We start from the raw sequence: 24,372 nt of genomic DNA, 5'->3' as shown, positions 1-24,372 counted from the left end.
TTTTCCGTTTTCTGAGACGACCCCTTACGAAGACTGACAATGAAAACGGATCTGATCGAAAAGTACGCACCGGTGCTCTGTGCGTCGACACCTCCAGTGGTGCGTGACCCACGCCTATTGATGGATGCAAGCGGCGACGTGAAGATCTACTATGCGCCCTTCGAATACATCAACCCGAGTGCACGGCTCGTGCTGGTCGGGATCACACCGGGCCCCACCCAGATGGTCAATGCCAACAACGAGGCGCGGCGCGCTCTTCAGGCGGGCAAGTCCAGCATCGAGGCGATGCAGGCCGGAAAGAGCGTCGGCGCTTTCAGTGGCGAGCCGCTGCGGAGTAACCTGATCAATCAACTCAACCATTGGGGCTTCCAAAAGTGGCTCGGCCTGAGCGATTCGGCCGACCTATTCTCCAGGTCACAGCACTTGGTGCAGACTACCTCTCTCCTACGCTATCCGGTGTTCGTCAAGGACGGTGATTACCGTGGCACTCCAGATATGACCAAGCATCCGCTGCTGCGGAAATACCTGCTCGAATACTTTGCGGCGGAGGTCGAGGAGCTCAAGGAAGCCGTATTTGTCGGTCTCGGGCCACAGGTCCAGAAGGTGCTCGATCGCCTGATCCACGAGCGCGTCCTGAGTCCAGAACGGGTCATCGGCGGGATGCTGCACCCGTCCGGTAACTGCACATACCGAATCAACTATCTTATCGGTGACAGAAACGCGCCAGTCCCGCACGCCACCAACCCCGTGCCTTACGACCAGGGCCGACGAGCGTTTCGGGAGCGCTTCATTGGCGCGTGATCGGGAGTCATATGAGCCGATGCGAACTGGCCGCCGTCTTGTTGCTGCTCGCTCATCGCACCGCGCTGTGCTGGCCATCAATGGCCGGTGAAAACCAGCTACCAGACAGAGACCGCAATGAAACGAACAATAGCTTTTGCCTTGCTCATCGCAGCGATACCGCTGTCATCGCACGCGTCTTGCACTGATTGGGGATTGTATGCAGTGCAGGTAGCCCAAATGCGAAACGGCGGGCTAGCCAAAGAGGCTGCAGAGGGGATGATGTGGCAACACTCTCTCAGCGGAGCGCTTGACGGAGAGAAGAACGAGACCAGCTTCAACGGGTTCGACCCCGTCCGGGCGAAGGAAGTCATCAAGTCTGTGTACGAATCGCACCACGCTCCCTCGTACTATGGGGTTGTTACGACGGATCTCTGTCACACCCAGGCGTGGATTAAGCAGTAGAAGACAATGCACTGAGGAAATACGCGGGCGGTGCCGGCAGAAGATGAGCCGCTTACCGGCCGGCGTGCCGGTCGTAAAGACAAAAATGCCTCACCAATCGAAAGGGGGAGAGATGAAATATCTGCTGATCATTTCCGCGTCCATGGTTGCTCTCGCTGGTTGTGCGGCCCAGCGGGCAGCTAGTGACTGCGAAGCAATGGGGTACACCCGTGGCACACCAGAGTTTTCTCAATGCGCGGAGCGGCAGGTCGCTGCACGCAGAGAGCGGTTGATGGAAATGCGTGGGCAGGATGCGGCGATCTCGATCCAGTGCGAAAAATCATCGCAAGGTATCTTTGGGCGCAACACCGGCCGCACCGATTGCCCGCACCCAGCCGGGATGGTGAAGTGACCACGCGCAATTCAGACAAACAGGCGTAACTGGCCGCGCTGCTCCAGGTGTTCTCGCACAGCCTGATCGGTGCCTGGCTTCGTGAGCGGATGGACAGCACGACAGGTGGAGCAGATCCAGTTCTCGGTCGGTTGGTCGGCGCCAAACGGCGTCATCGCCGGGGCGTCCGGCGTGTGATGGCGCAGCACCCCGCAGGTGTCGCAAGCAAGCCATTTGGTAAGTGGTTTCATGCGCGATCCCATCACCTTGTCAAACCTTGCGGATCGAGCCGCTGTACTGCGCTACGATCGGGTCGGCCGTAACTAGAAGGATGCCTTCCACCAGCGACTGCGCCACCAGGATGCGGTCGAATGGATCCTTGTGCAAAGGCGGCAGGCTATCGACCATGACCGTGTGCTCACTGGTGATGGGTAATTCCAGATAGCCATTGTCTAAGAGCCCTCGGCGTAGCAGCCTGGGATCAACGCGAAAGTCCTGCCGGCCCAGTCCTCGCTTGATAGCCACCTCCCACAGGCTGGCAGCGCTGAACACCAGCTCGTGCGTCGGGTCCTGGATGAGAGCGAGCGTGTCGCGCGACAGCTTGTCAGGCTGGCCAGCGGCCCACAGCAGCAGATGAGTATCGAGCAACAACTTCACGCGTCGCCCCCGAACATCTGTTCAATGGCATCGGCACCCATGCGATCGAAGTCCGCCGGCACTGCGATCTCGCCGACCAGGAAGCCAACACGGCGCGGCTGAGCGGGCGCATCGAGAGCGGTCACCTTGGCCAGCGGCTTGCCAGCCTTGGCGATCACGAAGGATTGGCCTCGGGCTGCCTTGTCGACCAGACGCGACAGGTGCGTCTTCGCGTCGTGGATGTTGACGATTTCCATGACCGACTCCGATTAAACTAAGTTCAGTTAGTTTAGTCCGTTCTAGGAAATCATGGTATGGCAATCAGCAGAACAAAGTGTCCCAATTGGGACACTCTCTGTGCGCGCATGGGGCTTCAATGACGGGCAGAACTGATGGGCAAGAGCTACCGCTTCGGTGGTGTCGGCACGCCACCGGCGCCGCGCCGATAGGCATCCACGGCGGTCCTGGCTGTTGCCAAGTCGCGCTCAAGCGACTCGATACGGATCCTGAGCATGTTGCGTTCTTCAATAAAGGCCTGACGGATACTGTCGGTCTCGACCATGCGCCTACGCTCTGCGCCCTCGAGTCTGTCTGCAAGCGCACTTAACGCGCTCGGCAGGCCACCGACGCTGCCAGTAAGCTCGCTTTCACGAGCACTCGCCTCTGCTTTGGCCTCGGCCAACTGATTCCGCAACGAGTTCGCTTCAGCTTCAGCTGCCGATGCTCGCTCAAGCGCCTGCTGCAGCTGGCCGCGCAACGCATGGTTTTCGTCTTCCAGCCGCTCGCAGTGCTGAGACAACCAGGCGCTGTTCGCGTCACCACTCGACGGCGCTTTCGTCTCGGGGACAGCTGCTGCCTGGGCGGGCGGCACGATCTCACGCACGGCGACCTGGATCTCCTTGTGCACGTAGCCGCGCAGCCAGTCGTCGCGAACTTCGGGCGTGATCGCCTGCGTCCCGTCTTTCGCGGCCCGGCGCTCGGCTTGCACCGCCAGGAATGTCTGCGCGCTCGGACGGCGATTCGTGATGCCGGCCGTGGCCATCAGCCTTCGAAATACCTTCTCGCCGTAGCTCCGGCCAGCAATGCGTTCGATCTGATCGAGCGCATGCCGCAAGAAATTGCGGTTATCCGGATAGGGATACCGCACGTCCAGTTGTTGTAAGGACAGCAGGATGGCCTGCAACTGGGCGTCGGGAAACGAAGTCGGTGTGCGGGGCATCGTGGCTCAGCTGACAGCTGTTGCTGGAAATTTCACCTATCGTAGCACTCATCGGCTACTTATTAGAATACTTTTTACACTACGCATTAGGACTACGCTTTACCATTATTCCACTAATGGTAAAATAAGCTTAGTATCCCGTTCCATAGATCGTCATGGGGCAAAAAATGCCTTATGGAGCACACATGAACAATCTGACGCCAGTTCCACGCACGCCAAGCAATGCGCTGATCAGCCCGGTGCTGCAGGACGTCAGCACTGACGAGCAGTTGCTTGGCGAATGGCTCAAGGATCTGTTCAACGCTGGGATGGGAATCAGCCAGAACACGCTGAGCCAATACAGCCTGGAAGGTCGGCGTCTGCTTTGGTTCGCGAACGCGGTCGAGCGTCGATTTCAGGCGTGGGATAAGCCAACTGCCAACGCCTATCTCACATTTCTCGCGTCACCGCCGGAGCACGCCATCGGCGACTCGCGCACGAAGAATTCCGGTGCCTGGCGGCCGTTCCGTAAGCCGCCCTCAGCCGCGTCAGTCAAGCAAAGCGCGATCATCGCCAGGAGCTTCTTCAACTGGCTGGTCGATCAGCAAGCGATCCGGGTCAACCCTCTCCCCCGCCCTCCCCGTTCACGCGAAAACCGCGGCCCGGGCACGCAGCAGCGTTACTTGAACATCACGCAGCTGAAGGCCGTTTTCGACGCCATTGCGGCCAGGCCTGCCGAGATGTTCTGGGATCGACTCAAGCAGGACCGTGATCGCATGGTGATCGCCCTCGCCTTCCAAACTGGCTTGCGCGCGTCGGAGATGGCCGAACTCAGGTGGTCCGACTTCCAGCGCCGGGATGGCAAACATGGCCCCTACTGGGTCATCGTTGTTCGGCACGCCAAGAGCGGCGACAACCAGGTAGTGCCGTGCGACGCGGCCATGGAGGAAATCTCGGCGTTTCGCCGCACGATCGGCCTGGGCCCGGAGCCGAAGGCCAACGACACGATAGCGGTCATCCCCTGCATCGCCGGCGGCAAGCGCAAGCGTGTGAAGCCGCATGGCAGCCTCGATCTGCAACTTCTGCTGCAGCGAGGGGTGACAACGCGCCACGGCATCTACGCGATCGTCAAGGACGCTTTCAAGCAGGCGGCCGACCTCCTCAGGGACCTAGGCGACGAGCTCAGCGCCGACGGATTGGAGCACGCTTCAACCCACTGGCTGCGCCACAGTGCAGCCACACACCTGCTGCGCTCTGGAAAATCAGTAACGAATGTCCAGCGCGTGCTGCGGCATCAGGACATCAATACGACGCGCAGATACACGCACGAGGAGATGGATGATCTGGCGCACGATGTCAGCGATGGGCTGATGCTCGACAACATCTTACGAAAGTAGCCCCCTACCCTGCTGGCTCGGTCTGACGTGGCTGTTGCCGGGCATTAGCACCGTGTCCCAACTGGGACAGTTTTTAATCCGCCCTTTTCCCGACGAGAATTGTTATCGGATCGGGCTCGAATGCTCGCGAATGTCGTCCTTCGCTTGCAAAGTGTCCCAGTTGGGACAGTCAACCGAAGACAGGGCTGGGACAACCTACCTCTGTTTCGCGCGCCTACTGTAGGGTGATGCCACTCCCCTACCCCGCACCTCAAAACTGTCCCAACTGGGACACTTCAGCGGCGACTCCGGAATGTCCGCGCACAAGATACTGCAATAACGAACACCGCAAATAGTTCGCCTTGGCTGCAAAGCGCCGAACAGCCCTCCTAACTTGCCGCACCTTCCCTTTACAGCAGCCCATACCATCGAAAAGTGTCCCAAATGGGACACTTTCACAGTCAATCCTTGCCTTGCCTGATAGTTACGTCTATCGTGCACGGAAATCATCAACAACGTACACGATCCATGAGTGAATTCAAGAATGCCAAAGTGATTGCGATCGTCAACCACAAAGGCGGTTGCGGGAAGACGACCACGACAGTCAACCTGGCCGCGGAGTTCGCCAGGCAAGGCAATCGCGTCCTGGTTGTCGATCTGGACCCTCAGGCAAACGCCACACTCCATATCGGCAAGGTCCACCCCTCCAACGTCGAAGTCTCCGCAGCTGATTTGCTGACCGGCGACCACAGCCTGCTTGCGCCCTCGGTCCAAGACGACACCACCATCGATGGTGTCTGCCTGATTTCGGGCAGTCTGGCACTCGGCAAGGCCGAAGACGAACTTAAAGACTTGTCGCCGCGGCCAAACGAAGAATTGCGCAGCAAGCTGTTGCCAGCGGACTCGGTCTTCGATGTCATCCTCATCGACTGCCCGCCGAGCCTGAAGCTGCTGGCGAGCAACGCGCTCGCCGCGGCTACGCACGTTATCGTGCCCATCGAGGCCGGCGATCAGTATGGCCTGTACGGCGCAGAGGATCTGCTCAAAAAGGTTGCACAGATCCGCAGGATCAACCCGAATCTCGAAATGCTAGGCGCTTTGCTCATTAAATACGACGACCGCCAGACCATCTGCAAGCTGCTCGCAGGCCAAGCCGAACAAACCTTTGGTGCGCTGTTGCCAGAAAAGATTTCTCAGGGCACGGCGGTTCGACAGGCTGTCGTGATGAAGACCAGCGCGCACGGCATCGATCGGGGGTCCAAACCAGCGCGCCAGTTCCGCGCGCTCGCGCAAGCGCTGGCCCAATCTCTCAAGCTCAAGGTCGGAGATGAGACACCGATCGAAGGGGCTGAAGCGTGAGCAAGAGCATCAAGGAAATGCTGGCGCGGCAGGCTGCCGCAAACATCAAGCAGCATCGCGATGCGGACTACGCCGTGGATTTTGACGCAGGCCGCCAGCACACCAAAATCCCGCTTCAACGCATCCAGCCAGGCCGCTACCAGCCGCGCATGAAGTTCACGGAAGCCAGCATTCGTGAATTGGCGGAATCGATCGCGGCCATAGGTCTGACGCAACCGATTATCGTGCGCCCGTTGGGTGAAGCGTATGAGCTCATCGCTGGCGAGCGGCGTCTGCGCGCGCATCGTCTGCTAAACAAGCCGACCATTGAGGCGATCATCGTCGATGTAGACGATGCTACAGCCGCGGCCATGTCGTTGTCAGAAAACATTGATCGCGAGGCGCTGACTGATTTCGAGGTAGCAGAAGGTCTGCGTCGCTTGGAGGTGGAATTCCCGAAACGGGCCCATCTCGCCAAGGCCATCAATATCTCGCGCTCGGAGCTCTACCGATACCTTGCGTTCCGCGACTTGCCTGAACCCGTGATCGACCGGCTACGAGTCAATCCCGGGCTGATCGGCAGAAGCGCAGCCTCCGAGATTTCGCAGGCCATCAAGGCAGTGCCCAAACTTGCCCCGAGACTTTTAGAAGCATTGGATCTCGTTGAGGCCGGCAAACTCGAGCAGGGCAAGGTGGTCGCATTCCTCCAGCAGAGTATCGCGGAGCGGCGGAGCAGAACGGAAGCCGAGCCGACAACCTACTTGATACACGAAGGAGCGCGCGTCGGTTCGATCGTCGCGACGCCCAAAGAATTCGTCATCAAGGTCTCGCAGGTAGCGCTGCCCGAGAGCAAGGCAAAGCGTCTGCACGCCTTTCTGACTGAATTGCTGGCCGCCGACGAATAAGTGTCCCAGCTGGGACACTGTCACGCTGATCTCGGGGCGCGTACATGCGCGCCTCCTTGAGTCAGTGCTGATTTGAGGGCACCACTCGAATATTTCCGCTGCAAGGTGTCCCAAATGGGACACTTTCAACGCTGATTTAGGGGCGCTTTTTAAAGCAGGCTCCTGAGCCGCGCTGATTTAGGGGCGTTTTCACGCTGATCTGGGGGCGCGATCTTCGCCACACAACCATTTTCACGCTGATCTGGGGGCGTTGCTGTCGACCGGTCACGCTGATTTAGGGGCGCAGTTACTAAATGGCGTATTTGGATCAACGCTGAACTAGGGGCGCTCGGCCCCGGCCGATGCGATCAACGCGGTTATTCAATGCGGCTCGAGCGGTATTGCCGCCGCGTCGGCGAGAGCGACGATGCCACGCTGATCTGGGGGCGCTTTGCTTTGGATGTCACGCTGATCTGGGGGCGCTTGCGCGATCTCCCGACGCTGATCTGGGGGCAAAACGCACCGACGATCTCGTGATGCGGGCCGGCCGCGAGGGCTACGCTGATGTGGGGGCGCTGTTTCTTACCGGGATTGTGGATAAGGCCTGTGGAAAACCACAGTTATTCACGCTGATCCAGGGGCGTCGCCACGCTGAAGTGGGGGCACTGCAGCGCTGATCCAGGGGCGAACGTACGCTGATCTAGGGGCGCTTTAACGCTGATCTAAGGGCTAAAATTTTCACAAACCATTGAATTTAAAGAGAAAATTCCGTATCTAGTTTACTGATATTAGGTATTAACTTCATAGATTTACTGGTAAGGCGACGCGCTTCTGTGGACAACCTCCGGTTGCCCACCATACGCACGCCGTCCACCACGATGGAAGAGATACAGCCAAAGTCAAAACAATCGCCCCCAGATCAGCGTGACTGCGGTTTGCGTGCGTGCTATACCGTCGCAAACGTGGAGATAGGCATGGCAAAGCCACAGAGCAAACAACCAGACCTGACTGCCCCCGGTGGCCAAGTGATTCGTCCTACGATCGCTGCAAGGCTATACGAGGAGGCACAAGCAATGGAACTAGCCGACGCGAAAGCGGCTGGAACCATTGGCTTCATGGGCCGCGCGCTGGTTCAGGCAACGTTACCGTACAGGGAACCTTCAGCAGATCTGCGCGCTTGGGGCCGCCGCGCGGGCAACGTCAGTCTGGTGATCCAACCAGGCATGTATTTTGACGAGAACAACGAAGCCCAAAGCATTGGCTTTCCATATGGTTCTTATCCGCGCTTGCTGCTCGCCTGGATTGCCACCGAAGCTTTTCGAACCAAATCCCGTCAACTCGTTTTAGGGAACCGCCTTACCGACTTTCTGGAGTCCCTCGGCTACACCTCGCAGAACGGTGGGCCACGCGGGAACATCACGCGTATCCGCGAGCAGATGAAGCGGCTGTTTGCAGCCCACATCGCAATAGTCTATGGGGGAGGGCAGGGGAGCGATTTCGCACATAAGCCGTTTTTGATCGCCGATGACACCGAGCTCTGGTGGGACCCCCAGCGCCCAGACCAAGCGGGCCTGTGGCAGTCGACAGTGACACTCTCGGAGCGCTTCTACGACGAGGTTGTCAGCACGCCGGTGCCTATCGATCTGCGTGCTCTGCGAGCGTTGCGACAATCGCCGATGGCGCTCGATTTGTACTGCTGGCTGACCTACCGCATGTTCTCACTGAAGGCTCCAGTGACCGTGCCGTGGGAAGCGCTGAAGCTGCAATTCGGATCGGAAGCCGGGCGCGATCGCAAGTTCAAGGAAGGGATCAGCAAGCAGCTGCAGCAGGTGCTCTCCGTTTATCCCGCCGGCGTGCGGCCCACCAAGGCCGGGCTCGAACTGAGCCCATCGAAAACAAGCGTGCCACGACTGGTCACCGACTGGTAAGCGCCCCCAAATCAGCGCAAAGAAAAATGCCCCTCCGAGAAGACTCGGAGGGGCATTCATAATCAGGCAATTCTAGGCGGCGCGGCGCTCGGCCTTGCGGCTTTTGCGGTGCGCGCGGGCGCCATTTCCGTTACTTCAGAACTCCCAAGGGGACGGGGCGGCTTCAGTGGCTACCGGTTCCCTCAGGTGCTTGCCAAGGTCCTGCAACATCTCGGCCACGCTGACTGGCGGCTCCACCAGCACGGCATCGACTGGCGCGCCATTCGCATCCATCTTGGCATCCCACATTGCGCGCAGGTGAGGGTGGCTGTCCAAGCACTGCTCTGCAACGTGCTTGGCAACGCGTGCCAACGAGCTCATCGCAACCCCGCCGCTCGAACGCTCGCAACTGATGAGCACGTCAGCCACCCCCGCGATCGCTTCATTGCTGGCAGAACTGTAGGAACCACTCAACAACATCAGCGTCGAGGCCGGAATGCCGTCAACCACTACGTCATAGCCCGTTTTCTGCTTGTCCAGCCAGGTCGCCGATGTCTCGCCCTCAGTCTTGCCGAGGTGCATGTATTCGATCGGCCCCCACATGGCGGAGCCTCGTCCGAATTTACCTTCCTTGGCCCACCACTTTGGGGAGCCTCCGTTGTTGTGCACCATCAAAATCATTGCCTTCTCCTTTGAGTCCAGGTCGGCACAGTGCCGAGTGTTCGAAAATGGTTGCTCGATCGAGGCATGAAAAAAGCCAGGCGCAAGGCCTGGCTGGATCTGGATCATTCGGTCGCCGTCGAATCACGGCGTAAGCTTCTGCGTCCACGTGCTGTCATCGAGCGCCATCTGCGCTTGTTCGCGCGTGCGGAAATACTCCACAGACTCGCGAGAGCATGGACCTTCCTCGCTATCGAACGTGCCAATGTAAAAGCCCGCGTTCGACTTGAGCACCTGCAACGATAACCGCTTCTTGCAATACTCCCAGGCCAATAAGCCATACGTTCCGCTCATCGCATTTCTCCAGTTTTGGATCCGGCAAAGCGCCGGTGTTCGTAAATAGTTGTACTGCCAGACGATGAAAAAGCCCTGCCGATTTCTCGGTCAGGGCTTTGGTGAAGTGTGCTGCTACGGGCGAATCAGAACGGCAGGCCCTCGTCCTGCTCAGCCGGCACAGCCTCGTGTTCCTTGCGGGCCGGGGCGTTGCTGGCGCTGCCGTTTTCTTCGCGTTTCGCCTTGTCCATCGAGGAAAGGGCGATGAACTGACCGCGCTCGCCGTCGATCTTGCGACCGAAGACCGGGTACTCGAAGCCGTTGCCGTCCTCGATCATCCCCTGGTAGTCGTAGTTCACGCCATCCTTCTTGGCGCGGAACAGGACGCCACGCAGCGCGCCGCCGCCGATCGACAGCACCAGACGACTGTTGTCGCCTTCGCCGGCCAACGCAGCCTCCATCGTCAGGCGGCCGTACTCGGTCGGGCTGTACTTGCCGTCCTCGCCTTTGACTTCACCAGCGCCGACATAGCCCGTCATGATGACCGGGGACTTGGTGTTGCGGGCGACGAAGAGTTCACGACCGTTTTTCTCGTTGAACAGGGCGCCGCTGACTTGTTTCGTGTTGATGGTGATGAGAGACATGATTGCTCCTTGGATGAAAACGCCGCTTCCCAGAACGGGGAGCTTCAAACGCTTCCCTATTGGTTGTTGGCACGAAAATAAAAAAAACCCCCCCTTTCTCTTCGCCCCCACTTCAGCGTGATCTCTCACGCCACGAGGCGAAAAATTCCTGTCTCGTCCTCCTGCGATTTGTTCGCCAGCAACTGGCAAAGGCGCGTCACGCGATTGGCCGCATCGCGCTGGCGCACGGCCGCGGCGATCGCGCGCGACTGGCCCACCAGCACCACCAGCTTTCGCGCCCGCGTGACACCTGTGTAGAGCAGGTTGCGCTGGAGCATCGCCCAGTGCTGCGTGACCATCGGAATGATCACCGCCGGCGCCTGCGAGCCCTGCGACTTGTGGATCGTCATCGCGTACGCCAGGCGCATGTCGTCCAGATCGTCGAACGGCACTGCCACGTGTTTGCCGTCGAACGACACGTGCAGGACCGAGTTGTCGTCATCGACGGCCTCAACCAGGCCCATGTCGCCGTTGAAGATCTCCAGGTCGTAGTTGTTGCGGGTCTGCAAGACCTTGTCGCCAACACCGAAGCACGCGCCATAGCGGCGAACGACGGCCGACGGATGAGGGTTGATGGCCTGCTGCAACGCTTCGTTGAGCGCTCCAACTCCGCATGCGCCCTTGTTCATCGGCGAGAGCACCTGGATGTCGCGCACCGGGTCGAAGCCGAACTTGGCCGGCAAGCGGTTCGTGATCAGATCCCGGATGACATCCGCGCAGGCCTGCGCGACGGCGGCCGGCACGGCATCCTCGTCCTTGATCGACAAGGCGTCGCTCAAGCTTGTCGTGTTCTTCTCCGTCATGAGGAAGAAATCGTCACCGTGCACGCCTTGCTCGGGGTTCTTCCCATGGTTGATGGCGTGCGCGTTTCGGATGATCAGGCTGCCCTGGGCCTGCCGGAAAACCTCGTCCAGGATCACGACCGGGACCCGGCCGCTGCGGATAATGTCGCCCAGCACGTTGCCGGGCCCAACCGAGGGAAGCTGGTCAACGTCGCCTACCAAGATCAGGGCGGTGCCGCGCTTCAGGCCGCGCATCACGTTGCGCATCAGCGGCACGTCCACCATCGACATCTCGTCGATCAGCAGCGCGTCCGCCTGCACCTGCTGCAACTCCTTGGAGTCGCCCCCCTTGAGGCCGAGCAGACGGTGAATCGTGCTGGCTGGTTGCCCAGTGGCCTCGGACGCGCGCTGTGCAGCCTTGCCCGTAGGGGCCGCCACAGCCACGTTCAGCCCCATCTCGCGCATGGCCGCCAGAATGACGTTGGTGGTCGCCGTCTTGCCGACACCGGGTCCGCCTGAGATGACGCACACGCGGCTGTTGAGCGCCATGACCACTGCCTGGCGCTGCTTGTTGGCCAGCTTCATGTTCACGCGCGTCTCTATCCGCGCAATCAGCGCAGCGGTGCCGCCAGCCGGCTCCTTCCATGGCGCCATCAGATCGGCCTTCTCGATCAGGCGCTCGCAGACGAATTCCTCGGCGGCGGCCAGCCAGCGGAAGCAGACGCAGTCCTCGTGCTGCACGAACTGCGGATTGTCGACCTGGTCATTCAGGTCCGCATCGAGGATGGGCGCAATACACTCGGCACCGACACCGAGCGCCTCGACGTTGAGCTCAAGGAATTTCGGGCGGGGGACGCCGACGTGCCCCTGGCCAACGGCCTCCTGCATGACGTAGATCATGCCGGCGCGTATGCGCTGCGGGCTGTCCGTGGGGATGGCCAGGCGTTTGGCGATCGTGTCCGCCGTCTTGAAGCCGATTCCGCGGATCTCCAGGCACAGCCGGAAAGGATCGGACTGGATTAGCTGGACGGCCTTGTCGCCCCAGGCGCGGTAGATGCGCCGACAGAGGGCGGCGGAGACGTTCTGGCTGTGCAGGAACAGCATGATGCTGCGCACCTGCCGCTGCTCATCCCATGCCGCCTTGATGCGCTCGACCGTGGCGGGGCCGAAGCCCTTGATTCCAATGAGCTTGTCGGGCTCTTCATCCAGCACGCGCAGGACATCCACACCAAAGGCGGCGACCAGTGCGGCGGCCTTCTTCTGACCAATGCCGGCAATCGTGCCCGAGCCCAGGTAGGCGGTAATGCCTTCGGGGGTGGTCGGGTTCGTCGCGGTGATGCGGTCCGCCTTGAACTGCGGCGAGCCATTGCGCTGAGTCCACTTGCCGGTGGCAGTCACAAACTGCCCCGGACCGGCGTTGGTCACGCCGACACAGTGGATCTCCGGCGGGCCGTTGCGGTCGGGGTTGCGCAGTACGAGAACGCTCCAGTCGTTCTCCTCGCTGCGAAACGTGACGCGTAGCACCTCGCCGTTCAGGGTCGCTTCAGCCATGACGTTGCGAAATCTTGCTCTTCCTCCGATGTTGGAAACAAAGTATGCTTTACGTTGCGCATCTTGGCAATCTTTATGAAACAAACATATTGCTGATGTTGTGTGCCAGGCTTTTTCTCTTTCCGTCCTGACAACCAGTCCTGAATCCCGGCAATTCCGCCGGTCCATGACAGGAGAAAGAGATGGAATTCATCGAAGGCATCAAGGTGCAATACAAGGAGCTCGTCGCTGACGCCAACGGCCAGTCCTACATTCCGTGGGCCGCTGCGCTCGCCATCGCTGAGCGCCCGCAGCAAAACGTGGTGATGTGGAAGGGCAATCCTGCGCGTACGTTGCTGGGCGGGGCGGTCGTGGCCATCGACATGAACGGACATCGGACCTGGCTGCCGATCCTCGATGCGCGCAACGAAGCGGTCCCGACCTCGCGTCTGACGTCTCGCGACGTGAACGACGCGATCAATCGCTGCCGCGCCAAGGCGATTGCCTCGGTGCTTGGTGTTGGACTTGGCCTGTACGGCAAGTACGACGAGGCAGCGGCGTTTTTGCGCGCCCTCAACGTAGGTCCAGCAACTGACCTCGCAAAGATGGCGCCCCTGACCGTGAAAAAGGGGGGTGACAAGGGGCCGTCGTACGTTTCATGGCCCGCCGCGCTGGCGGCATGCCGGATCACCGACCCGGAGTTCAGCTGGGAGGTGATCGAGTATGAGTCGGTTGACCCGGTCAGCGGGGAGATTGGCGAGCAGCCGTACGTCGTCATTGGCCAGAGCTATATGGTCTCGGTCAAGGTGACCTACAAGGGCCAGAGCCACATCGAGATGCTGCCCATCATGGGTGTCGTCGAGGTGAACGGCAAACGGCGCGAGCACATGGCGCTCACGACCCCGACGCCGCACGATTGGAACCGCGCCGTCATGCGTTGTCTTGCAAAGGGCATCGCGGTGCAGTCCGGTTATGGCCTGAACGTCTACGCGAAGGAAGACCTGGAGGCGTTGCAGACCACGTTCGTTGGCAGTGGGTCGCAGCCCGCAGGAGCCTCCGTCGAGGCGATCAACGCGTTGCGCGAAACGCTTTCGCGAGTCGACCGGTCCGAAGACTCGTTGATGACCTGGCTCGGCAAGCCCGGCTTGGCGCTTGACACCCTGACCGCAGCGGAGATCCAACGCGCTATGCGTGCGCTGGAACCCAAGGCTGCCTGACCAACCAACCGCCCCGACATCAGTATGTCAGGGCGGTTTTTCTTTGCCGGCTTACCGCAACCATTTGCGAAACCGGCCTGTTGCCGGAAAGAAAGGAGAGAGTCATGAAGAGCAACATCATTGGCCTAGCCGGTATCAAGCGCAGCGGCAAGGACACAGCAGCCAATGCGCTGCGCGCGGCCGGTTACGTGACCGTGGCCTTCGCCGACGCGCTGCGCGAAGAGATTTTTGCGCAATACCCTCAGGCTCGCAGAATCGCCGATGAGGACAAGGAGAAGCCTCAGGATTTCCTGAGCGGGAAGTCTTTGCGCGATCTGCTGATCGAAGTTGGAATGGGCCGGCGGGCGCAAGACCCGGACTACTGGGTGAAGATCCTGCGCGATCGCATCCGGGGCCTAGTCGCAAGCGGAAAGCGCGTGTGCGTCACGGATACGCGCTTGCCCAATGAGTTCGCGATGCTGCGTGAGCTCGACGCCTTCATCGTCTGGATCAATCGGCCTGGCATCGAGCCAGGGGCGCACGTTACCGAGCAGGACCACTCTTCGCTGTGCGATGCCGTGGTGCACAACGACTCGACGCTGCAGACACTGCACCAGAAGCTCATCGCCCTGCTGACGCAGATCGACATGGAGGTAGCCGCGTGATGGTGCCAATGTTCGAAACCGCTTGGGTTGGCCAGCGGATTACGTGCGCGCGGGACACGCTGATTGTCACCTTCTCGGGCCTGAGCGTTCACGTTCCAGAGGGCGGCAATTGCGTGGTGGAGCAGGGCGCAATGCTCTCGATCTTCAACGCGTCGGGCGTACCGATCTGCCTAATGCCGCTCATTGATGTGGCCGAAAGTTTTCCGTGCCGGTCATGCGCAGACGAGGAGGAGTCACTGGACGTCTGGGACTTCGACGTTCCAAGCGCAAGGACATTGAACTGAGGAACCGCCGTGCCCGCAAGGCTCGGCGGTTTTTTCTTTGCCCGTGGCCGCAACCAATACCGAACCCCCGGGCATTCCGGGACATTTAGGAGCAGATCCAAATGATTGCACCCATTTTCACTCAGGGCTGCCGCCCGATGCTTGCTGCAATGCTGTCGATGCTGGTCTCAATGGCATCGCAAGCACAAGTGCCGCAGCCTGCGGCAAACGCTCACGATGTAACCGTGGTCACTCTGTACAGCGAATTCCGTCCGGCTCCAGGCACGCTTCGAACCGAAGACAAGCCTGAGCGTCCGCCGATCCAGATTGTTGGCGGAGGCGTCAAAAGCGCCGGCCCTTCGTGTTGGGACATGGATGAGTCCGGCCAGATCGTTCCTGTCGCTGGCGAATGCTACGTCCTCCGGTCGGCAGCACCTGGCGAGAAGCCGCCAGTTCGGCAATAAGCGGGGAGGGGCACACCATGACTGGACAGCACATCGTCACCATCGGTGCTCACCTGCGCACGAACTATGGCACCGGCCCCTACGTCGTTCGAGAGATCGACGGCCCATGTACTTGCGTCGAATACCACGACCAAATCAATGGTCGGGAGCGCCCGTCGCAGGAGCACTACCACCTGGTCGTGCGCCGGCCGTGCGGCAAGGGCGGCGACTACTACCTCAACGGATTCACCCTCGATGGCCGGTCAGTATGGGGCAAGGACCGCTTGTTCGAGGTCAACCAAATGGAGCTTTTCGCATGACATCCCAGGTGCAAAGGAAGCCGAGCGATGAGGAGATTATCCGCATCGCCCGCGGTGCCATCGGTGACTTCCCCTGGCGTCTGACTCGCGAGACGTTCGTGCAAGCGGTACGCGCCGTTCTGCATCACGTTGCGTGCGAGCCTACTGTGCACGGTCCGGGACCGAAGCCTGAGGAGATGCCAGGCTTGATCCAAACCTGACATACGTACTAAGCCCGCTTCCTCGATGAGGAGGCGGGCTTTTTTATGGTCGGGCATGACAACCAACGTGGAACCCCGGCGATTAGCCGGACATCAATCGGGAGATGAAATTGGAAAAAGTCTATTCGCAGGCAGAATTTGAGGCGGCCTTGCAGGCTGCTCTGGTCGGCGCCGAGCCGGTGGCTTGGTCTTACGAACTGGCCGGCACCCTGTTAGCTGACGGCCAGTACGGGAACTGGCGGCCATATCTGACATGGAGTAAGCCCAACGTGCCGGAGGGCGCAATCCGAAATCTGAAGGCGCTGTGCGAGCGGTCCTCCAGCCATGATGGCGCTGGGGATCTGAAGCTAGGAGGGTACAGCCGAGAAGACATCGAGGCGATTGCCGACGGGCTCGAATGCTACGACAAGACGGTGAACGTCGGTCCCGTACAGGGCGAGTTTGACGAGCTCCTCCCTTCGGCGACCGCGGCCGCTGCGAAGGTCTTGCGCGCCATTCTTTCCTCTTCGGCTACTGACCTTTCTGGCCAGCGGGCGGGCGTGTCGGAGGATGCAGCGCGATGGAACCAGTGTGCCGCCGCGCCCGCACAGCAGCAGGAGCCAACCACTCCAGGCGTGCATTCCGCGCCTTGATTTCGACCAGAGCCCGCTTCCTACATGGAGCGGGCTTTTTCTTCGGCAGCGCGAGACAACCATCCTGGAAAACCGGCGCTCCCGCCGGACCTTTACAGGAGATCAACATGCAAAACGATGTGCCCGCTTTCATCGGCTTGTCTGCGGTGCGCCTGGCCGCGCAAGTCGGCAAGACGCTGGCGCGCATTCCCGTCGAGCGCCAAGAATTTCTCTTCGGGGCTGGTTCGACACCGGAACCCCAACGCGAGGGCTACGCGTTGACTGCAAAGTGGCCCCGCAAAGCCCGCGCCCCTGGCGCCGCGCAGCAGGAGCAGGACCATGCGTGAGAAGACACCTTGGAATCCATCGCGCCGTGCCATTGCGCGCGTGCAGAACCCGCTGCCGGCGCCGAAGGTGCACGAGGCCTGCGGTGGCTCCGTCGAGATCGTCGGCAACGAGAAGATCTACGGGCGGCCATATGGCGACTGGCCGTGGGCGTATCGCTGCTGCGGCTGCGGAGCCTACGTGGGAATGCACCCCTTCACCGCGATCCCCCTGGGGACGTTGGCGGACGGACCCACCCGCGAGGCGCGCAAGCGAGCCAAGGCGGCATTCAATCCGCTGTGGCAGTCCAGGCAGATGACTCGCTCGGAGGCCTACGCTTGGCTTGCAGGCCAACTTGGGATCGCGTGCGTCGATGAATGCCACATTGGCTGGTTCGACGTCCCCACGTGTGAACGGGTTGTTATGGCCTGTGCCCGGCGATCGGCTGGCGCTATTGCCCCGGCGTGACTGCTGATGTGCAACCAATCCCGTCTGCTACAGGCGGGATTTTTTTTTGCCCCCCACTGACAACCACCTGCGAACCTTGGCAATCCCGCCGAGATCCACAGGAGACCTGTATGCCAGGACCAGACTTCTTTCAAACCATGATGGGCCGCAACTTTTTCGAGGGCACTATGCCGTCGATCGCGCGCAACCTTGCGACGATTGCCGAGGCGCTGAAGCGTAGCAATGAGCTACTCGAGCAGAAGCCCTCGACAGCGGAAGGTCAGCCGCGCGATGCGATACCGCTGAACAAGCTGCAGCGCATCGCAGTCAGCGGCTATGAGGACGGAACGTATTCCGCACTGCGGTCGGTCCGTGAGTTCGAAGGAATCGGCGACACGCTGATTCTGGCCATCGTTCGTGAACTAGAGGACGCAGATAGCACGACATGCGCGCTGAATCGTCTGCAGGGCATGGCCGCTCAGATCTCGCAAGTCGTCGGCGCCATCGAATCGTCCGCTGGCCAGCCGCCGGCAACGGCAGAATGGGCGCCGGAGAAGGGCGTCATGACCGACGCGCAATTCATTGCCCGTCGTGGTTGTCATTGCCCCTCTTGCGGGAGCAATGACCTTTCCTGCCAGGGGCATATCGAAGGCGAGGAAGCTACCGCTTCGCAATCGGTGAAGTGCGAAAACTGCAGTGCAACCTGGGTCGACACATATTCGTTGAGCGGATATGCCGAACTGGATGGTGGCATTGACCTGAAGTCAGTCCAATCCATTGTCGATGAGGTGCGGAGCCGCGCGCAGACGTACAGATTCGCGATCGGAAGCGAAGTCCAGGCGCGCGAAGCCGTCAATAAAACTTGCGATCAGGTCGATCCTTCATTGAGTGAGGCCGAAAGAACGATCGCTGTGAAGCTGCTCCGAGCCGCCGATTGATGTTCCACCAAACCGCCTCGCGAAAGCGCAGGCGGTTTTTTCTTCTTCGCGCTGAGCAACCACTCCTGAAAAACCGGCAATCCCGCCGGACTTTGCAGGAGGAAAAAATGAAGCAGGTTGCATTTACCACGTCCTCGGGCTCGCCCGACAACGATGCTTGGCACGCTTGGCGTGCGCAGCATTTGGGCGCGTCCGATGCACCGGTGATCGCAGCAGGACGCGGCTTGTGCAGCAAGCCGTCGTGGGCGCGGTCTCTACACGCCCTCTGGCTGGAGAAAACCGGGCAACTGCCGCCGCAGAAATCGAACTTCGCGATGAATCGGGGTCGGCAGTACGAGGAAACTGCCCGCCTGGCGTATGAGGCGAAGACGGGCGAAATGGTGTCGCCTTGCTTCGGCGAGTGCGAACCCTTTCCGCAGCTTTCGGCATCGTTCGATGGCATGAGCCTGGATGGCAATACGATCGTCGAGATCAAGGTGCCATCCGCGAAGGTTCACGAGATGGCCAAGAATGGCCAGGTGGTCGATTACTACGTGCCACAAATCGCGCACCAGGCGCTGGTCGCTTGGGGTATGCCTGAGTCCTGGGGCAACGACAAGCGAGCGTTCTTCGTGAGCTACGACCCGGATAAGGACGAACTGGTCATCGTGCCGGTCGACATGGGCGAACTGGCGATGATGGCGAAGCGGTTGCTGCCGTGTCTGCTGGACTTCTGGCAGGCGGTGTTCGAGAAACGTCCTCCGCTTGGCGATGGCATGGAGCCGCTTGCGCAAGCCTACCTGGAGCTGGTCGACAGAATTGGCGACCTCGAAGGCGAGAAAGACGCGCTGCGCGCGCAACTCATTGAGTTGGCAGAGAAGCAGGGTGGCCGCGCCGAAGGCTATGGCGTGTCGGTGATCAAATCCATGGTCAAGGGCACGATCGACTATGCCAAGGCTGCCAAAGATTTGAACATCGACTTCGAACCGTACCGCAAGCAAGGTAAGGAGACCTGGTACGTGAAGGCCAGCGGCCAGAGAGAGGGGCAGCAAGCGAGCGCGTGATCGTTCGTCAGCTGAATCACACCACCATCACACAACCCGCCAGCACACGCTGGCGGGTTTTTTCATGTGCCGCGCGCAACAACTACAGGGGAAACCGGCGAATCCCCGCCGAAGATGAGAGGAGAACCCCAGATGAAGAACGTAATCGAGGTCGGCGCTGGCCCTTCCTGCGCGGACGTGGCCCAGGTCGGCGAGGTGAATTTTGCCGTGCGCAATCGTAGCGAGTGCAGAGCATTCATTCGCCAGATCGAGCGCGCCTATGGCCAGCCTCCAGTTGGCGTGAGTCTGGTGCTGACCACCAATCAGCACGAATTTGGCACCTACCGCGAAGTTGGCATTGAGATCGAGCCGCTTAGCATTGAGCAAGTCCGGACGGCTTCGGACTGGGCCAATGCGGTCGAGTCTGATTCCCAGTGCAAGCTGGAGGACTGGGACGCCGAGGCTCTGTTGGAGTTGGGCTTGGAGGCGAATGCAACGCAGAGCGCTTCGCAGGCTGTCATCCATGGCTGATTTCATCAATGTAGCCATCGCCGCCATCCCCGTGGTGAACAGGAAGGCCCTGGACGACGAGGACAGGCATGTGCCCGCCGTGTATTCGGTCATGGTGGCCACCGGCCTGTCCGAAGGCAGCATGGCAGCTGCGGCGCTCGATGTCTTCCATTCGGAGATCGGCGTGGATGTGCTCGATGATTTCGAGTTCTTCGTGATTGACCCGCGCACCGGCCGCGTGCTGGAGCAGGACGAAGACCACGAGGACTACTCGAAAACGCACCTCGGGCGCGACGTGGAACGTATCGGTGACAAGCTGCCCGGGATCTACTCGGTGACCGTTGAAGCCGTCGGCGACGACGTGGCAGTCACGGTGCTCGGCATTATCAAGGTCGCGGCAGACAATAAGCCTGAAGCGAACCGGAAAGCCCTCGACATCCTATGGGATGACCGGCTCGATGCGGCAAGCTGTTCGGCCCGCTGCCACAGCGTGCGCTGTCGTTAAGCGACTGTAAATCAAGCAACCAGGCCCTGTTCTCTTCGGAGACGGGGCTTTTCTCATTGGCCCGATTTTCTATGTCCCGGCAGGGCAACCACTCTGGAATACAGCCAATCCCGGCTGGATACTCAAGGAGAATTCCATGAGCAATTTGAACAAGTTGTTTGACTTGACCGATGCGCTGAACGAGTCGGGCAGCAATGAAGGCTGCGAAGCCGATCTGATGGTGGTGAGTTCCGCGCGACTCTGGGATCTAACGCAATACGTGCGGCTACTCAAAGCAGTCGAGCAGTCCCAGAATGTGGAAGACCATGCCAACGCCAACAAAATCTGTGAACGCCTCCTCAATTCGGAAGAGCACTCTGTTGAGTCGGCAATTCCAGGGGTGGCGGAGGATGCGGTGGAGGTGATCAACCGCCTTTCTATCGCTATGAAAGCCACTCAGGTCGCGCTATCGCAAGCCATGCAGCATTCGGAGGAAAGGGCGCGGTTTGTCAAACAGATTGCTGATCTCAGCATCTGGGATTTCGAAAAGGATGACGGCACCCCGTACAAAGAATGCGAACGGCCTTCGGACGGTTTCCTCGATTCCCATTGCTGCTTGATGGCGAGCATCGAGGAGGCACGACGGATTGACCTGCGTGCCGCCCTTGAGGCGTTGAATTCGCCGCAGGGCGAGGACAGCGAGGACTGGACCGGCCGGGTGGAGATGAGCGTCACTGCTGATTCTCCCGAGGAAGCAGCAAAGTTCACGCTCGATGACATTCGCGACCGCGAACTGGAAGGTATCAACGTCGATGTCCAGAACGTTGGCAGCGGTCGTATCGTGACCGTGTTTGTCAAGAACGCGTAGGCCAGTTCACGGATGCGGTTGCCGCTCAAGCGCAAGCCTCAAAGGATGTCCAATTCGGTGCGCCGAATGAAGCACATAACCACAGAACAGCCGGGCCTCATGCCCGGCTTTTTTATTGCCAATGAAAGAATCGCGATATATGATTTCTATAGCAAGAAACCGGACTCAACAAATGGGAACCAACGCAATCGTAGGGAAGCAGAATCAGGCGACCGCCGGCGCGGTGCTGACGAAGGCCGCCCTGCGCTCAGCGGACCTGCTGGGGTTGAATAACGCCATGCTTGCACGTGTGGTCGGTGTGAGCGAGTCGCAAGTCTCGCGCATGGCCGCCGGCCAGCGGCAACTGGAGATCGGGACCAAACCAGCAGAGCTCGCGACATTGCTCGTGCGTGTCTACCGTTCTCTGGATGCCATGGTCGGTAACAGCGACCAGCACCGCAAGCTCTGGATGTCTTCCTTTAACCGCGCCTTCAACGAAGTCCCGAAGGATGCGATCCAGAAGGTGGACGGCCTCGTGCGGGTGGTGAGCTATCTGGACGGCGCGCGCGCCATCGCCTGATGCAGTGGCACGCAGAATGGCTGGCATCGATTGGCACCCAACATCGCGATCTCTGGCGCGCGGTGGAGGCGCAGCATCGCGTTGCGACGATGCGTCTGGCGGACTCTCTGGATGAGCAGCATCTACTCGAGCAATTGCTTGAGGATAGCAAGCCAACGTTGCCTGTCGAAGCCGAAGGGGCGCCCTATCTGCTTTCGACCCCCTTTCGCTATGTCTCTCAGTGGTCCTCGCGCTTTCGCCGTCCAGGTGAGGGCGGTGCTTGGTACGGAGCCGACGAGCCAGAGACCGTCGCGGCAGAAATCGCCCACTGGCGCTGGAAATTCTTTATGGACAGCGAGGGACTCAAGGACACGCAGCTTGTCGTGGAATTGACGTTCTTCCAGGCACACTTTTGCGGGCTAGAGTTGGATCTGACCGAACCGCCCTGGAACGCGCACCGCGCCAACTGGCGTGATCCCGAGAATTACGCTCACTGTCACGCGCTTGCAACGCATGCCAGAAGCCTTATTCCGCCTACGGGTGCAATCCGGTACGAATCTGCGCGTAGGGAGTACGGAGCCTGCCAGGTGGTGTTCGACGTCCAGACACTGAGTATGCCAAACGCCTGTTTGCAACAGACCTGGGTGTGCAAGACGACAGCCGAGCGTGTTCTCATTTCACGGGACGACACGGTGCTGCAGTTTGATATGCCCGAGGCGTAGCAGGCTCCCAAAGATAGTCCCCCGAAGGCCGCAGGTTTTTTTCTGTCCTTACCAGGCAACTATCTCCGAATCCCGGCATTTCGCCGGACCTTGAGGAGAGCCACATGAAAGTGACAGTCACCTGGGGCCAAGACACCCCCGCCTACGCAACCGAAGTCATTGAAGTGCCGGATGACGCCAACGATGGCCAGATCATCGAAGCGGTCATGGCAAGGGCGGATGCTGTCGGCAATCTCGTTTTCGATCCGTCGTACGATTGGACCGGCCTGCGCGCTGTTGAAATCTCGGCGCCCGACGGGCGAGTCATTGATAACGACGTCGCCATCGAGCCGTCTGGCGAAGACCTGGGCCTGGTGGTGCGAAACGTCATGAGCGGTGCCGTGAGTCTGGAGGCCATGCTTCACGAGGCCGAACGCCAGAACATCGTACCCGCGCAAGAAGTCATCGGGGCGCTGAAGCTGGCCGGGGACGCCATGGCAGCACGCAAGGCGCTTCCGGAAATCCCGTCGTTCACGCCGTACCAGCTGGTGATCGATGCCTTCGCGTGCAACCAAGACGGGGATAGCCCGTCTTACGCTGCAATCGAGGTCAAGCCGGAGTTTCTGGCCAAGATCGCTCGCGTGTCGGCAGCTGCTTCGGCGGCCGGCATTCGGGTGGCGCATGTTGACGCAGACAATGGCATCTGGAGCGATCCGGATAACAGTCTGCGTATGCGCGACAGCGAGCTTGTGGTGTATCCGCAGCACGGGGCGGGGAACACCTCGTTCTGGTTCCGTGGGCATCCCAAAAACGCGGACTACGACTGCGAGACGCGAGCGATCGATCTCAACGATCTGATCACCAGTGTCAGCACCGATGGCGAACTGCCTTCCGGGTTCGAGCGCGACCGTGGCGTGTTGTTCTACGACGGCGGCGCGGGGACGGCGATCGATCTGAGGGATCTGTACTTCGAAGGGAGCGATGCCGAGCACTGAGCAGGCGCATTACGCCTACCCGGACGAGCAATTTCAGTCCGTTCACCTGACCGAAGAACTGGAGGCCTGATCACGGCCCCAAGGACTCGGGCATTGACCCGAAAACCGGCCTGCGCGCAAGCGTGGGTCGGTTTTTTCTTTTTGGCATCGCACAACCATTCCCGAATCCCGGCAATTCCGCCGGACTATAAGGAGCAAGACATGGCAAATTGGTATGGCAGTGCACGGACGAACTATGTCCGCCTCAACGATGGCGTGACAGTTGAGGCATTGCAGGAGCACCTTGAGCTCATCGGCGCCGATCTGGAAATGTGGGAAAAGGAAATCGAGGGAGGCTTGCACGTCGGCTTCGGCGCAGGCGACTCCGACAACGGCGGTTTCCCCTGCTGGTTGTCTCCGAACATCCCGGACCGTGAGGCTGACCCCGAAGGCTTCGCCCGCTTGGCGAAAGCCTTGCAGGTGCCCGAGGACGACCTGGAGGGCACCGATGAAGCTGAGTTTTCGTGGGAGCAGCACATCATGCCGTTCGTTGCGGAGGGCGAGGTGCTGGTTGCGCAGGAGATCGGTGCAGAGAAGCTGCGCTATCTGACTGGTCACGCCACTGCTTTCATACGCCGCGGTGAAACCATCCAGAAGGTCGGCGTTTCTATCCGCGACATCTATGAGGAGGCTGCAGAGACTTTCGGCGTGGATGCGACGAAGATCATCGAGGCCACATACTGATTCACTCAAGACCCCCATGCAGCCGTGATCGGCTGTGTGGGGGTTTTTGTTTTTCAGCTTTCAGTGGGTCGGTGGCGCGAGCGTAGGATCATTCGGTTGTCGACGCACCCTAAGCATCGACTACTTGACCGCCGTTACCTTCAACTTTCGTCCATGTAGCAACCTGGCGTTGGTACTTTCTG

The 24,372-nt window shown here is 60.1% G+C and carries 32 protein-coding genes; 24 read left to right on the top strand and 8 right to left on the bottom strand.

Features of this window, described 5'->3' with window-relative positions; all coding sequences use genetic code 11:
* The first annotated feature begins 39 nt into the window (after positions 1–39).
* Both ACUXH0_RS20100 and ACUXH0_RS20095 read left to right on the top strand, forming a co-directional pair.
* A complete protein-coding gene (locus ACUXH0_RS20100) occupies positions 40–801 on the top strand; it encodes a hypothetical protein (RefSeq protein WP_024542445.1) in 762 nt (253 codons plus the stop codon).
* A gap of 556 nt (positions 802–1,357) precedes the next feature.
* Positions 1,358–1,636: a hypothetical protein gene (locus ACUXH0_RS20095; protein WP_157774049.1), complete on the top strand. Its 279-nt coding sequence runs from the start codon at positions 1,358–1,360 to the stop codon at positions 1,634–1,636.
* 11 nt (positions 1,637–1,647) lie between these two features.
* On the opposite strand, the gene ACUXH0_RS20090 is transcribed toward ACUXH0_RS20095, so the two are convergent.
* From ACUXH0_RS20090 to ACUXH0_RS20075, 4 genes are all read right to left on the bottom strand, one after another.
* A complete protein-coding gene (locus ACUXH0_RS20090) occupies positions 1,648–1,866 on the bottom strand; it encodes a hypothetical protein (RefSeq protein WP_029738228.1) in 219 nt (72 codons plus the stop codon).
* A 19-nt stretch (positions 1,867–1,885) separates the two neighbouring features.
* On the bottom strand, positions 1,886–2,272 hold the full coding sequence (locus ACUXH0_RS20085) for a type II toxin-antitoxin system VapC family toxin (RefSeq protein ID WP_024542443.1): 387 nt from the start codon (positions 2,270–2,272) through the stop codon (positions 1,886–1,888).
* Positions 2,269–2,508, bottom strand: coding sequence for a type II toxin-antitoxin system Phd/YefM family antitoxin (locus tag ACUXH0_RS20080; protein ID WP_024542442.1), 240 nt, complete (start codon positions 2,506–2,508; stop codon positions 2,269–2,271). Before ACUXH0_RS20080 ends, ACUXH0_RS20085 begins: the two co-directional genes overlap by 4 nt.
* A 146-nt stretch (positions 2,509–2,654) precedes the next feature.
* Complete coding sequence (locus ACUXH0_RS20075; RefSeq protein WP_024542441.1) at positions 2,655–3,470, bottom strand: hypothetical protein; 816 nt, start codon at positions 3,468–3,470, stop codon at positions 2,655–2,657.
* A gap of 185 nt (positions 3,471–3,655) precedes the next feature.
* Between ACUXH0_RS20075 and ACUXH0_RS20070 the strand changes: the two genes are divergently transcribed.
* From ACUXH0_RS20070 to ACUXH0_RS20050, 5 genes are all read left to right on the top strand, one after another.
* The gene (locus tag ACUXH0_RS20070; RefSeq protein WP_024542440.1) at positions 3,656–4,846 is read left to right on the top strand and encodes a tyrosine-type recombinase/integrase; all 1,191 of its coding nucleotides are present in this window, start codon (positions 3,656–3,658) and stop codon (positions 4,844–4,846) included.
* Between the two features lie 507 nt (positions 4,847–5,353).
* Entirely contained in the window at positions 5,354–6,184 is an 831-nt protein-coding gene (locus ACUXH0_RS20065) for a ParA family protein (RefSeq protein ID WP_024542439.1), read from the top strand.
* Entirely contained in the window at positions 6,181–7,068 is an 888-nt protein-coding gene (locus ACUXH0_RS20060) for a ParB/RepB/Spo0J family partition protein (protein WP_024542438.1), read from the top strand. Before ACUXH0_RS20065 ends, ACUXH0_RS20060 begins: the two co-directional genes overlap by 4 nt.
* 363 nt (positions 7,069–7,431) lie before the next feature.
* Entirely contained in the window at positions 7,432–7,584 is a 153-nt protein-coding gene (locus ACUXH0_RS20055; RefSeq protein ID WP_157774050.1) for a hypothetical protein, read from the top strand.
* A 437-nt stretch (positions 7,585–8,021) separates the two neighbouring features.
* Complete coding sequence (locus ACUXH0_RS20050) at positions 8,022–8,975, top strand: replication protein RepA (protein ID WP_027693155.1); 954 nt, start codon at positions 8,022–8,024, stop codon at positions 8,973–8,975.
* A gap of 135 nt (positions 8,976–9,110) precedes the next feature.
* On the opposite strand, the gene ACUXH0_RS20045 is transcribed toward ACUXH0_RS20050, so the two are convergent.
* The 4 genes from ACUXH0_RS20045 to recD2 form a co-directional block, all read right to left on the bottom strand.
* Positions 9,111–9,743: a hypothetical protein gene (locus tag ACUXH0_RS20045; RefSeq protein WP_024542436.1), complete on the bottom strand. Its 633-nt coding sequence runs from the start codon at positions 9,741–9,743 to the stop codon at positions 9,111–9,113.
* 15 nt (positions 9,744–9,758) lie between these two features.
* Positions 9,759–9,968: a hypothetical protein gene (locus ACUXH0_RS20040; RefSeq protein ID WP_024542435.1), complete on the bottom strand. Its 210-nt coding sequence runs from the start codon at positions 9,966–9,968 to the stop codon at positions 9,759–9,761.
* A gap of 125 nt (positions 9,969–10,093) precedes the next feature.
* A complete protein-coding gene (locus tag ACUXH0_RS20035; RefSeq protein ID WP_024542434.1) occupies positions 10,094–10,591 on the bottom strand; it encodes a hypothetical protein in 498 nt (165 codons plus the stop codon).
* A gap of 125 nt (positions 10,592–10,716) precedes the next feature.
* Positions 10,717–13,131, bottom strand: a complete 2,415-nt coding sequence (gene recD2, locus ACUXH0_RS20030; protein ID WP_082076393.1) for an SF1B family DNA helicase RecD2 — start codon at positions 13,129–13,131, stop codon at positions 10,717–10,719.
* Between the two features lie 14 nt (positions 13,132–13,145).
* Between recD2 and ACUXH0_RS20025 the strand changes: the two genes are divergently transcribed.
* The 17 genes from ACUXH0_RS20025 (at position 13,146) to ACUXH0_RS19945 (ending at position 24,190) form a co-directional block, all read left to right on the top strand.
* On the top strand, positions 13,146–14,159 hold the full coding sequence (locus tag ACUXH0_RS20025; RefSeq protein WP_024542432.1) for a Sak single strand annealing protein: 1,014 nt from the start codon (positions 13,146–13,148) through the stop codon (positions 14,157–14,159).
* A gap of 104 nt (positions 14,160–14,263) precedes the next feature.
* On the top strand, positions 14,264–14,803 hold the full coding sequence (locus ACUXH0_RS20020) for a deoxynucleotide monophosphate kinase family protein (RefSeq protein ID WP_024542431.1): 540 nt from the start codon (positions 14,264–14,266) through the stop codon (positions 14,801–14,803).
* Positions 14,800–15,087 (top strand): hypothetical protein, encoded by a 288-nt coding sequence (locus ACUXH0_RS20015; protein WP_182594749.1) that lies wholly within the window; start codon positions 14,800–14,802, stop codon positions 15,085–15,087. The genes ACUXH0_RS20020 and ACUXH0_RS20015 overlap by 4 nt, the downstream gene beginning before the upstream one ends.
* Positions 15,088–15,188: 101 nt before the next feature.
* Complete coding sequence (locus ACUXH0_RS20010) at positions 15,189–15,530, top strand: hypothetical protein (RefSeq protein ID WP_024542429.1); 342 nt, start codon at positions 15,189–15,191, stop codon at positions 15,528–15,530.
* Between the two features lie 17 nt (positions 15,531–15,547).
* Entirely contained in the window at positions 15,548–15,829 is a 282-nt protein-coding gene (locus ACUXH0_RS20005; protein WP_024542428.1) for a hypothetical protein, read from the top strand.
* A gap of 310 nt (positions 15,830–16,139) precedes the next feature.
* Complete coding sequence (locus ACUXH0_RS20000) at positions 16,140–16,661, top strand: hypothetical protein (protein ID WP_157774053.1); 522 nt, start codon at positions 16,140–16,142, stop codon at positions 16,659–16,661.
* 107 nt (positions 16,662–16,768) lie between these two features.
* Entirely contained in the window at positions 16,769–16,987 is a 219-nt protein-coding gene (locus ACUXH0_RS19995) for a hypothetical protein (protein WP_024542425.1), read from the top strand.
* Complete coding sequence (locus ACUXH0_RS19990; RefSeq protein WP_024542424.1) at positions 16,980–17,432, top strand: zinc-finger-containing protein; 453 nt, start codon at positions 16,980–16,982, stop codon at positions 17,430–17,432. Before ACUXH0_RS19995 ends, ACUXH0_RS19990 begins: the two co-directional genes overlap by 8 nt.
* Before the next feature lie 110 nt (positions 17,433–17,542).
* Complete coding sequence (locus ACUXH0_RS19985; RefSeq protein WP_052698657.1) at positions 17,543–18,349, top strand: hypothetical protein; 807 nt, start codon at positions 17,543–17,545, stop codon at positions 18,347–18,349.
* Entirely contained in the window at positions 18,349–19,392 is a 1,044-nt protein-coding gene (locus tag ACUXH0_RS19980; RefSeq protein ID WP_082076394.1) for a lambda-exonuclease family protein, read from the top strand. Before ACUXH0_RS19985 ends, ACUXH0_RS19980 begins: the two co-directional genes overlap by 1 nt.
* 132 nt (positions 19,393–19,524) lie before the next feature.
* Entirely contained in the window at positions 19,525–19,902 is a 378-nt protein-coding gene (locus tag ACUXH0_RS19975) for a hypothetical protein (protein ID WP_045220683.1), read from the top strand.
* Positions 19,895–20,386, top strand: coding sequence for a hypothetical protein (locus tag ACUXH0_RS19970; protein ID WP_045220685.1), 492 nt, complete (start codon positions 19,895–19,897; stop codon positions 20,384–20,386). Before ACUXH0_RS19975 ends, ACUXH0_RS19970 begins: the two co-directional genes overlap by 8 nt.
* 136 nt (positions 20,387–20,522) lie before the next feature.
* Positions 20,523–21,233 (top strand): hypothetical protein, encoded by a 711-nt coding sequence (locus ACUXH0_RS19965; RefSeq protein ID WP_045220687.1) that lies wholly within the window; start codon positions 20,523–20,525, stop codon positions 21,231–21,233.
* A gap of 172 nt (positions 21,234–21,405) precedes the next feature.
* A complete protein-coding gene (locus ACUXH0_RS19960) occupies positions 21,406–21,792 on the top strand; it encodes an antitoxin Xre/MbcA/ParS toxin-binding domain-containing protein (protein WP_024542420.1) in 387 nt (128 codons plus the stop codon).
* Positions 21,792–22,493: an RES family NAD+ phosphorylase gene (locus tag ACUXH0_RS19955; RefSeq protein WP_024542419.1), complete on the top strand. Its 702-nt coding sequence runs from the start codon at positions 21,792–21,794 to the stop codon at positions 22,491–22,493. Before ACUXH0_RS19960 ends, ACUXH0_RS19955 begins: the two co-directional genes overlap by 1 nt.
* A gap of 104 nt (positions 22,494–22,597) precedes the next feature.
* Entirely contained in the window at positions 22,598–23,467 is an 870-nt protein-coding gene (locus ACUXH0_RS19950; protein WP_024542418.1) for a hypothetical protein, read from the top strand.
* Positions 23,468–23,668: 201 nt separating this feature from the next.
* A complete protein-coding gene (locus tag ACUXH0_RS19945; protein WP_024542417.1) occupies positions 23,669–24,190 on the top strand; it encodes a hypothetical protein in 522 nt (173 codons plus the stop codon).
* The last annotated feature ends 182 nt before the right edge of the window (positions 24,191–24,372 follow it).

Source organism: Ralstonia sp. 110700041-2, from assembly GCF_056280165.1.
The sequence above is the reverse complement of the archived record's forward strand: the minus strand, read 5'-3'. Positions and strand labels throughout refer to the sequence as shown.

What these genes read in the sequence shown, in the direction of transcription:
- ACUXH0_RS20100 (WP_024542445.1), top strand. Translation starts at nt 40, where the DNA reads ATGAAAACGGATCTGATCGAAAAGTACGCACCGGTGCTCTGTGCGTCG.
- ACUXH0_RS20095 (WP_157774049.1), top strand. Translation starts at nt 1,358, where the DNA reads ATGAAATATCTGCTGATCATTTCCGCGTCCATGGTTGCTCTCGCTGGT.
- ACUXH0_RS20090 (WP_029738228.1), bottom strand. Translation starts at nt 1,866, where the DNA reads ATGAAACCACTTACCAAATGGCTTGCTTGCGACACCTGCGGGGTGCTG.
- ACUXH0_RS20080 (WP_024542442.1), bottom strand. Translation starts at nt 2,508, where the DNA reads ATGGAAATCGTCAACATCCACGACGCGAAGACGCACCTGTCGCGTCTG.
- ACUXH0_RS20075 (WP_024542441.1), bottom strand. Translation starts at nt 3,470, where the DNA reads ATGCCCCGCACACCGACTTCGTTTCCCGACGCCCAGTTGCAGGCCATC.
- ACUXH0_RS20070 (WP_024542440.1), top strand. Translation starts at nt 3,656, where the DNA reads ATGAACAATCTGACGCCAGTTCCACGCACGCCAAGCAATGCGCTGATC.
- ACUXH0_RS20065 (WP_024542439.1), top strand. Translation starts at nt 5,354, where the DNA reads ATGAGTGAATTCAAGAATGCCAAAGTGATTGCGATCGTCAACCACAAA.
- ACUXH0_RS20055 (WP_157774050.1), top strand. Translation starts at nt 7,432, where the DNA reads ATGCGGCTCGAGCGGTATTGCCGCCGCGTCGGCGAGAGCGACGATGCC.
- ACUXH0_RS20050 (WP_027693155.1), top strand. Translation starts at nt 8,022, where the DNA reads ATGGCAAAGCCACAGAGCAAACAACCAGACCTGACTGCCCCCGGTGGC.
- ACUXH0_RS20045 (WP_024542436.1), bottom strand. Translation starts at nt 9,743, where the DNA reads ATGATCCAGATCCAGCCAGGCCTTGCGCCTGGCTTTTTTCATGCCTCG.
- ACUXH0_RS20040 (WP_024542435.1), bottom strand. Translation starts at nt 9,968, where the DNA reads ATGAGCGGAACGTATGGCTTATTGGCCTGGGAGTATTGCAAGAAGCGG.
- ACUXH0_RS20035 (WP_024542434.1), bottom strand. Translation starts at nt 10,591, where the DNA reads ATGTCTCTCATCACCATCAACACGAAACAAGTCAGCGGCGCCCTGTTC.
- recD2 (WP_082076393.1), bottom strand. Translation starts at nt 13,131, where the DNA reads ATGGACCGGCGGAATTGCCGGGATTCAGGACTGGTTGTCAGGACGGAA.
- ACUXH0_RS20025 (WP_024542432.1), top strand. Translation starts at nt 13,146, where the DNA reads ATGGAATTCATCGAAGGCATCAAGGTGCAATACAAGGAGCTCGTCGCT.
- ACUXH0_RS20020 (WP_024542431.1), top strand. Translation starts at nt 14,264, where the DNA reads ATGAAGAGCAACATCATTGGCCTAGCCGGTATCAAGCGCAGCGGCAAG.
- ACUXH0_RS20010 (WP_024542429.1), top strand. Translation starts at nt 15,189, where the DNA reads ATGATTGCACCCATTTTCACTCAGGGCTGCCGCCCGATGCTTGCTGCA.
- ACUXH0_RS20005 (WP_024542428.1), top strand. Translation starts at nt 15,548, where the DNA reads ATGACTGGACAGCACATCGTCACCATCGGTGCTCACCTGCGCACGAAC.
- ACUXH0_RS19995 (WP_024542425.1), top strand. Translation starts at nt 16,769, where the DNA reads ATGCAAAACGATGTGCCCGCTTTCATCGGCTTGTCTGCGGTGCGCCTG.
- ACUXH0_RS19990 (WP_024542424.1), top strand. Translation starts at nt 16,980, where the DNA reads ATGCGTGAGAAGACACCTTGGAATCCATCGCGCCGTGCCATTGCGCGC.
- ACUXH0_RS19985 (WP_052698657.1), top strand. Translation starts at nt 17,543, where the DNA reads ATGCCAGGACCAGACTTCTTTCAAACCATGATGGGCCGCAACTTTTTC.
- ACUXH0_RS19980 (WP_082076394.1), top strand. Translation starts at nt 18,349, where the DNA reads ATGTTCCACCAAACCGCCTCGCGAAAGCGCAGGCGGTTTTTTCTTCTT.
- ACUXH0_RS19975 (WP_045220683.1), top strand. Translation starts at nt 19,525, where the DNA reads ATGAAGAACGTAATCGAGGTCGGCGCTGGCCCTTCCTGCGCGGACGTG.
- ACUXH0_RS19970 (WP_045220685.1), top strand. Translation starts at nt 19,895, where the DNA reads ATGGCTGATTTCATCAATGTAGCCATCGCCGCCATCCCCGTGGTGAAC.
- ACUXH0_RS19965 (WP_045220687.1), top strand. Translation starts at nt 20,523, where the DNA reads ATGAGCAATTTGAACAAGTTGTTTGACTTGACCGATGCGCTGAACGAG.
- ACUXH0_RS19960 (WP_024542420.1), top strand. Translation starts at nt 21,406, where the DNA reads ATGGGAACCAACGCAATCGTAGGGAAGCAGAATCAGGCGACCGCCGGC.
- ACUXH0_RS19955 (WP_024542419.1), top strand. Translation starts at nt 21,792, where the DNA reads ATGCAGTGGCACGCAGAATGGCTGGCATCGATTGGCACCCAACATCGC.
- ACUXH0_RS19950 (WP_024542418.1), top strand. Translation starts at nt 22,598, where the DNA reads ATGAAAGTGACAGTCACCTGGGGCCAAGACACCCCCGCCTACGCAACC.
- ACUXH0_RS19945 (WP_024542417.1), top strand. Translation starts at nt 23,669, where the DNA reads ATGGCAAATTGGTATGGCAGTGCACGGACGAACTATGTCCGCCTCAAC.